At 42.0% G+C, this 8,401-nt stretch carries 3 protein-coding genes; all 3 read left to right on the forward strand.

Features of this window, described 5'->3' with window-relative positions; translation table 11 throughout:
* On the forward strand, positions 1-2,355 hold a 2,355-nt coding region (locus tag ACESMA_RS05300), incomplete at its 5' end, for a T9SS type A sorting domain-containing protein (protein WP_372947735.1).
* 243 nt (positions 2,356-2,598) lie between these two features.
* Positions 2,599-5,421, forward strand: a complete 2,823-nt coding sequence (locus ACESMA_RS05305) for a cohesin domain-containing protein (RefSeq protein WP_372947736.1) — start codon at positions 2,599-2,601, stop codon at positions 5,419-5,421.
* 37 nt (positions 5,422-5,458) lie between these two features.
* Positions 5,459-8,401, forward strand: a 2,943-nt coding sequence (locus tag ACESMA_RS05310; protein WP_372947737.1) for a cohesin domain-containing protein, incomplete at its 3' end; no start/stop codon positions are given.

The raw sequence follows: 8,401 nt of genomic DNA on the forward strand, positions 1-8,401 counted from the left end.
CTGTCCAACAATCTGAATGCGTTGTGTACTCAGACAGTTGCCTATACTGTAACCTTTGATACCGAGATACCGGATGCACAGCAGGCGATGCTGGATTACGTTGGAACAGTGGACACTGAACTCGAAGAAGACTTCGAAGGCCTCTGCATTGAGGGCGATGATCTGATTGAGGACATTAGCGGCACAGGAAAAATGGTAGAGCTCTTTAACCAAATTGCTTTACTGGAAACTGGTGGACAGATTTCAGTGGTAAGTGTTGCCGGAGTTGCTTACGACGGTACACAGGTAAATATGGGCGCCATAGCTGCTGCCATCAAAAACCTGATGACCGATAACGGAAACCGCACCACTGTGAGCGAACTTAATGGTGAAACGATCATCATTCCTGTGGTACTGTCCAATGCACTGAATGAGGACTGTGATGAAACGGTTAACTTCGAAATTACTTTCGATACTTCGATACCCGATAATCCGCTTGCGATTGTTTGTCCCGGTGATGAAGGAACACCTGGCGTTATTACAGTAAATAATGATTTTGGCAGATGTGATGCCAGTGTTACCTTTGCAGCCAATGTTACGGGAGTTCCGGCAGCTACATCAGTAACCTACAAAATTGGTAATGATCCAATTACTTTACCGCACGTCTTCCCGATTGGAACAACTACGGTAACAGCTACAGCAAAAAATGACTGCAAGGATGTTTCCTGCGAATTTGATGTAACCGTGGTTGATGCCCAGGAGCCAGAGATTACCTGTCCGGTAAGCGGAATTCAGGATGTAATCATGAACGATGGTTGTACCTATATTCACAGCGGAACAAGTTGGGATGCAACGGGTACGGATAATTGTACACCTGATATCGACATCGCATTAACTGCTAAGCTCACAGGTGCTACTAATTCCGGTCCATACACCTCACTTGATGGTGTTGTCTTCAATCAGGGAACTACAACGGTAACCTGGACGGCTAAAGACGGGGCCGTTAATTCTGAGGTTTGTTCGTTCGAGGTTGAAGTTTCAGGTGCAACAGTAAGCGGTACAATTAATTACCACAATAATGCCGGTACGCCCATGCAGAATGTGGACATTAAACTGGTATCAGGAACTACTGAGTTTATTACTTCACCAACGAATGCCGGAGGAGTATATTCGTTTGAAAATGTATGCCCGGGTACGTATGATGTGGTGATTACTGTAAACAAAGAAACATGGGGTAGCATTAATGTTACCGATGCCGCTCAGGTAAACAGTTGGTTTATTAAAAAATATTCCATTGAGAAAGTGCGCTTTCTGGCAGGTGATGTTGCCGGCAATCAAAGTAATCTGAATAGTGGTGAATTTTGGCTTGATTCTGAAGATGCATCATCTATTCAAAGGTATTTTGTTACTGGTGGCACTTCTCAGTATTTTGATCCGGAATGGGAATTCTGGCATGCGCCTGATGTTATTAATACCCAACAGGATTTACCGGGAATTAATAATGTGCTGCAAATAACAATTCCGGCAGGAGCTGCAACTGCAGAACATAACTTTCTGGGTCTGGTAAGTGGCGACTTCAACAGGAGTTTCACACCTAGTGCCAATAACCTGTCTTCGGCAAAAATCCTGAGCAAGGCAGCCGTTGCAACAGGAAGCACCAGCCTTACACTGAACCAGGATGAAAGCATTCAGATATCTCCGCTCACCTCAATCGAACTTCCGGTGAGAGCCGAAACAGCAATGCAGGTGGGAGCAATCTCAATGATACTGAATTTCCCGGTTGAAAAACTGCAGATTGAAGATGTATTCCTGAAGAATAATCCGGAACAACCTGTGATGTTTGACATTGTAAATGGTGAGTTACGCATTGGATGGAATTCCATGGAGCCAATTTCGTTGGCTGCCGGCGAAACCATGCTGACCATCAGGTTACAAACATTAACCGGTGAGATGGACAATGAGGTGTATCGTTTCAAACTGTCGGGCGATCCGCTCAATGAACTGGCCGACGGAGATTTTGAAGTCATTCAGAATGCTTCATTGGTAGTTAACGGTTTGGAAATGAAAAATACGACTGTTGGAGTTGGTATTACTGAACTTCCATCAGATTTGCTGATGAAGTGTTACCCGAATCCTTTCAGGGAAAAAGCGAAAATCAATTATACGCTTCCTGAAAACGGAACGGTCAACATTGAAGTTACCGGTATTCTCGGTAACCGGATAACAATACTATCAAACCAGCACCAAATTGCAGGCGATTATTTGATTGATTTGGAAGGCGATGAGCTCGTCTCCGGGGTCTATCTGGTTACCTTGCAGTTTAGAAGCCAGGAAGGAACGCAAATCGTGAGAACTGTCAGGATGATTAAACACTAAAATCTCCTTCAACGGAGTACGGGAATGGTTTCCCGTACTCCGTTTTATTCTTTTAAATTTTTTTTTTAATGAAGAATGAACTGCAATATCAATATTCAAAATTTTAAAGCTCCAGCGCTTAAAAAATTTTTAATGAAGTATAATGGGATGAATGAGTTAAATATTAAAATATTAAATGTTCTCAATTTTAACAGGATTAAATTAATCCCTGTTATTTTTTTATTGTTGTTCATTGTTTTTAGAATGAATCTTTACGCCCAGGTTTCGCCAATTACAAATCTGGGTAAAATATCAACCCTTGAACCCGAAGTCGTTGTGCCGGTCACTGTTGCCAATTCTGTTAGCATAAGTAGCTGTGCATTAAAAATAGTTTATGATCCTGCTGTTGCCCTTCCCAAAAAGGTGACTACCGGAGCAGGAATAGGGGGAGTTGTAAATTTTAATCTGGCAACTCCTGGAGAAATCAGGATTGGCTGGTATGCCAGTTCCGGAAATGTTACCTTAAACTCCGGAGCTGTAATTTTTAATATTGCTTTCAGTAAAGTGAATGGCGGAAAAACCGATCTTGGATTTGATGATGAAGAGAATGGAAAAGCATGCAAATTCACCACTGTGGTAGATGGTATTTCGCAAACATTGGACGATTCACCCTTTAGCTCGTATTACGTTCCGGGCGAATTAACATTTAATGATGAAAGTCCGGTTACTATAGCCCCGAATCTCACCGCTTCTGTAAATGAAAATATTAGTATTCCAATAACTGTAAGAGGTTTTAAAAATGTTGGAGTTGTTTCTTTAACATTAAATTATGACCCTGCTGTGCTTAGTTTTAATTCTGCCAGCAATACAACAGGAGGCTTTCCAAATTTAACTTTTAACGGTGCTACACCAGGGACAATATTTATTGGTGGAAGTTCAACAAATCCTGATGGAGTGAGTCTTGCAGATGATTTCGTTTTGTTTACAATTAACTGTAAATATTTGGGTGGCAGTTCTGCGCTTTCCTGGAATAATGATTATAGTACCTCCTGTGAATATGGTGGTTCATTTCCCGATTACAATATTTTAAATGATGAACCCCATTCAAGTTTTTATCAAAACGGTTTAATTGAATCAGTTTCGTTGCCTTTATCACCAACAATTGTTGCAGGAATTGTTGAAAATCCACTGAACTGCGGTGCAAACGGGATAATTCCTTTATCATTCACCAACGTCCCCGACGGTTCTTACACCATTTATTATGAGGGTGGCAGTTTTACAGATGTTTCTATTTCAGATGGTTCTGCAACAATTTCTACACCGGCAGGTAACTACAATAACCTGCAGATTACGGTAAACGAAATAACCTCTGCTTTGGGAGTGCATGTTGTTTTAACCGATCCGGCCCCCCCGGATCAACCGGTAATTTCCGCCGATGGCCCAACTTCTTTCTGTGAAGGGGGCAGTGTGGTTCTCACCTCAGGAGAAGCTGTTTCTTACGAATGGTCAACCGGGGAAACCACACAAAGTATAACAGTTTCTGCAGCCGGAACCTATTACGTCACGGTTACAAATGCGGAAGGTTGCAGTGCAACCTCGGAAACGGTAGAAGTAACTGTGGAATCCCGGCCGGAAGAACCATCAAAAGAGAACTGCTGGGACGAATTTGTTTTCAACAATACGACCTGCCAGTGGGAAAATGTGGGAGAAGAGCCGGTTGAACCAACCCCGGTAAATTGCTGGGATGAATTTAGTTTTAATACGAATACCTGTGAATGGGAAAATATAAGGACTCAACCCGAAGAACCGGCATTAGAATGTTACCAGACCGCCACCTGGAATGAAACCACGTGCAGTTGGGATGTAACAGGAACACAACCGGAGGCTCCTGCAACAGCATGTTGGGAAACGGCAACCTGGAACGAAACAACCTGTAGCTGGGATGTAACGGGTACGCAACCTGTCGTACCAACTGCTGAAAACTGCTGGGATGAATTTGTTTTCAACAATACGACCTGCCAGTGGGAGAATGTGGGAGAAGAGCCGGTTGAACCAACCCCGGCAAATTGCTGGGATGAATTTAGTTTTAATACGAATACCTGTGAATGGGAAAATATAGGCACTCAGCCCGAAGAGCCGGCAGTAGAATGTTACCAGACCGCCACCTGGAATGAAACCACGTGCAGTTGGGATGTAACAGGAACACAACCGGAGGCTCCTTCAACAACATGTTGGGAAATGGTATCCTGGAACGAAACAACCTGTAGCTGGGATGTAACGGGTACGCAACCTGTCGTACCAACTGCTGAAAACTGCTGGGACGAGTTTGTTTTCAGCAATACAACCTGCCAGTGGGAGAATGTGGGAGAAGAACCGGTTGAACCAAACCCGGTAAACTGCTGGGATGAATTTAGTTTTAACACGAATACCTGTGAATGGGAAAACATCGGAACTCAACCGGAAGAACCGGCATTAGAATGTTACCAGACCGCTACCTGGAATGAAACCACGTGCAGTTGGGATGTAACAGGAACACAACCGAAGGCTCCTTCAACAACATGTTGGGAAACTGCAACCTGGAACGAAACAACCTGTAGCTGGGATGTAACGGGCACACAGCCTGTCGTACCAAGTGCTGAAAACTGCTGGGACGAGTTTGTATTCAATAATACGACCTGCCATTGGGAAAATGTTGGAACAAAACCTGTGGAACCAGCTAAGGTTGATGACTGGGATGAATTCATTTTTGACCCGGACAGTTGTGTTTGGAAAAATATTGGCATAGCAACAAATGCCGAAATAATTAATCATACAGCCGAAATAGACTTGACTTTTTATCCAAATCCATTCAGCGAAAAAGCAACAATCAGATATATGCTACCCGAAAACGGGCAGGTTAGTATTAACGCAACGGGTATTTTGGGCAACAGATTCACATTAGTGAGTAACCGCCAAAAACTTGCAGGTGAATATTTTTTGAATGTTGAAGGAGATATTTTGGTGGCAGGTGTCTATCAAATCACCCTGAGGTTTTCAAACCTTAATGGATATGAAATTATAAGAACTGTTCGGATTATAAAACGATAATATAAACATTGAAATTAATAACTTAAATCATACGATCATGAAAATTTTTACAACCATTATTTCAATACTGTTTTTAAGTATTGCTTTGGGTGTTAACGGACAAAACGCCCCGATTACTACTTTAGGCACCGTTTCTTCAACATCGTCAGAAGCGATTGTGCCAGTAAAAGCTGATGGATTTACAAATATCAGTAGCTGTGCACTTAAAATAGTGTATGATCCATTAATTGCCACTCCAACAAATGTTTCAACTGGTGTTGGGATGGGTGGTACTTTTGATGTAAATCTAAGTACTCCCGGAGAAATACGAATTGGATGGTATTCCAGTTCAACTGTTACATTAACCAATGGCAGTACAATATTCAACATTGCTTTTGAAAAAGTAACAAATGGTACAACAGATTTGGATTTTGATGATGAGTATAATGGAAGAGCGTGTAAATATACAACTGTGGTAGGTGGTATTTCACAAACATTAAATGATTTACCATTAAGCACCTATTACATTTCAGGATCATTAACTTTCACCAATCAAGGCCCCGTAACTATTGCACCAACGCTTACTGCCTCGGTTAATGACAATATTAGCATTCCTGTAAAAGTTACAGGTTTTAATAATGTGGGAGTAGTTTCGTTAACATTAAATTACGATCAGACAGTACTTGATTTTACTTCTGCCAGCAATACTGCAGGAGGATTTCCGAGTCTTTCTATTGATGGAACCAGCGTGCCTGGTACTATTTTTATAGGTGGGTTGGAAACAAGTTCTACAGGAACAACTCTTTCAGATTATTTTACACTTTTTACACTGAATTTCACTTATTTGGGTGGAACTACAGACCTTTCCTGGAATAATGATTATGCAAACGCCTGCGAATATGGTGGATCATATCCTGATTATTTTGTGCTTAATGACGAGCCTTATGTGGACTATTACGTTAATGGTTCGGTAGGTCCCGATCCAACAACACCAACCCCCACAATTACCGTTGGAGCAGTTACACATCCAACCACCTGCGATGGAGACGGAACTATTCCACTAACCTTTACCAATGTTCCCGATGGAACCTACACCATTACATACGATGGTGGCAGTTTTGAGGGAGTTGTAGTTTCAGGAGGTACTGCCACAATTACAACAGAGGCTGGAACGTATAATGATTTACAGATTACGGTTGGTAGCGAAACTTCTGCTGTAGGGGTGGATGCGGAGTTGAGTGATCCGGAAGGACCAGAGAAACCAACCATTTCAGCCAGTGGGCCAACCACAATTTGCCCAGATGGAAGCGCAACTTTAACATCAAGCTATGCTGAAGGTAATGTTTGGTCAACCGGCGAAACAATGCAAAGTATAACAGTATCCACTGCCGGAAGTTATACAGTAACAGTAACCAATGCCGCACTTTGCAGCGCAACATCCGATCCGACTGTTATTACAGTTGAGGGTTTAACTGTAAGTGTATCAATTTCTGCATCAGCCACTGAGGTTTGTCCGGGAACAGAAGTTACATTTACTGCAACAACTGAAAATGAAGGAACGAATCCAATTTATACATGGTTCGTAAATAATATTCCGCAGGGTGTCAATAACCCTGAATTTAAATATGTGCCGCAAAATGGAGATGTTGTTAAGTGTGAAGTTTATTCTGATGCCGACTGTGTTGAACCAGATGGACGAACTGCTACTTCGGATCCAATAACCATGACAGTTACCCCGGGATTGGTAGTAAGTGTATCAATTTCTGCATCAGCCACTGAGGTTTGTCCGGGAACAGAAGTTACATTTACTGCAACAACTGAAAATGAAGGAACGAATCCAATTTATACATGGTTCGTAAATAATATTCCGCAGGGTGTCAATAACCCTGAATTTAAATATGTGCCGCAAAATGGAGATGTTGTTAAGTGTGAAGTTTATTCTGATGCCGACTGTGTTGAACCAGATGGACGAACTGCTACTTCGGATCCAATAACCATGACAGTTACCCCGGGATTGGTAGTAAGTGTTTCTATTTCTGCATCGGCCACGGAAGTTTGTCCTGGAACGGAGGTTACATTTTCAGCCACAACTGAAAACGAAGGAACGAATCCAATTTATACATGGTTTGTAAATAATTTTCCGCAGGGTGTCAATAACCCGGAATTTAAATATGTGCCGCAAAATGGAGATGTTGTTAAGTGTGAAGTTTATTCTGATGCCGACTGTGTTGAACCAGATGAACGAACTGCTGTTTCGGATCCAATAACTATGACAGTTACACCGGGTTTGGTTGTAAGTGTTTCTATTTCTGCATCGGCCACGGAAGTTTGTCCTGGAACGGAGGTTACATTTTCAGCCACAACTGAAAACGAAGGACCAAATCCAATTTATACATGGTTTGTAAATAATATTCCCCAGGGTGTCAATAATCCGGAATTTAAATATGTTCCGACAAACGGAGATGTTGTTAAGTGTGAAGTTTATTCTGATGCCGACTGTGTTGAACCAGATGAACGAACTGCTGTTTCGGATCCAATAACTATGACAGTTACACCGGGTTTGGTTGTAAGTGTTTCTATTTCTGCATCGGCCACGGAAGTTTGTCCTGAAACGGAGGTTACATTTTCAGCCACAACTGAAAACGAAGGACCAAATCCAATTTATACATGGTTTGTAAATAATATTCCCCAGGGTGTCAATAATCTGGAATTTAAATATGTTCCAACAAACGGAGATGTTGTTAAGTGTGAAGTTTATTCTGATGCTGATTGCGTTACAAATAGTCCGGTTTCATCTGAAGAAATTATTGTTTCTGTTTACCCGGTAACTCCGGACATTAGCGAAAGTGTTACGGTATGCAAAGACGACAGCTACACGTGGCCTGTAAACAATGCAACTTACACTGCCGCTGATTCACCTGTTGAACTTACACTTACCGATGGCAACGGCTGTGAATACTCGGCAACGCTTACTATTAATGAATATCCTGTAACAGCTGAC

The sequence above is a fragment of the Mariniphaga sp. genome (assembly GCF_041687215.1).
In the GTDB taxonomy this organism is placed as follows: Bacteria; Bacteroidota; Bacteroidia; order Bacteroidales; family Prolixibacteraceae; genus Mariniphaga.

Excerpts from the sequence above, each read along its gene's own strand:
- ACESMA_RS05305 (WP_372947736.1), top strand. The coding sequence starts at position 2,599 with ATGAATCTTTACGCCCAGGTTTCGCCAATTACAAATCTGGGTAAAATA.